This is a genomic window from Neotamlana laminarinivorans (assembly GCF_020523925.1).
GTDB lineage: Bacteria > Bacteroidota > Bacteroidia > Flavobacteriales > Flavobacteriaceae > Neotamlana > Neotamlana laminarinivorans.
On sequence record NZ_JAJAPW010000057.1, the window covers coordinates 1 to 309 of the forward strand.

At 36.6% G+C, this 309-nt stretch carries 1 protein-coding gene; it reads right to left on the bottom strand.

Annotation, left to right across the window (positions count from 1 at the left end; translation table 11 throughout):
* Positions 1–309 (bottom strand): 3-isopropylmalate dehydratase small subunit (gene leuD, locus LG649_RS16010; protein WP_226544819.1); only part of this gene is annotated, 309 nt, incomplete at both ends.

Genomic DNA, 309 nt, shown 5'->3' on the forward strand with positions numbered 1-309 from the left:
AATATCTGCAAAAAAGCTAGAAACCACACAACGGAAACCGTAATCGTAAACTGCCCAAGCAGCATGCTCTCTAGACGATCCAGAACCAAAATTCTTTCCTCCTACTAATATTTTTCCTTTGTAAATAGGGTTGTTTAAAACAAAATCTTGTTTAGGTGTGTCGTCACCATTAAATCTCCAATCGCGAAATAAGTTGTCTCCAAATCCTTCGCGTTTAGTTGCTTTTAAAAAGCGTGCTGGTATAATTTGATCGGTATCTACATTCTCAATAGGCAAAGGAACTGCAGTACTTGTTAATGTTGTAAATTT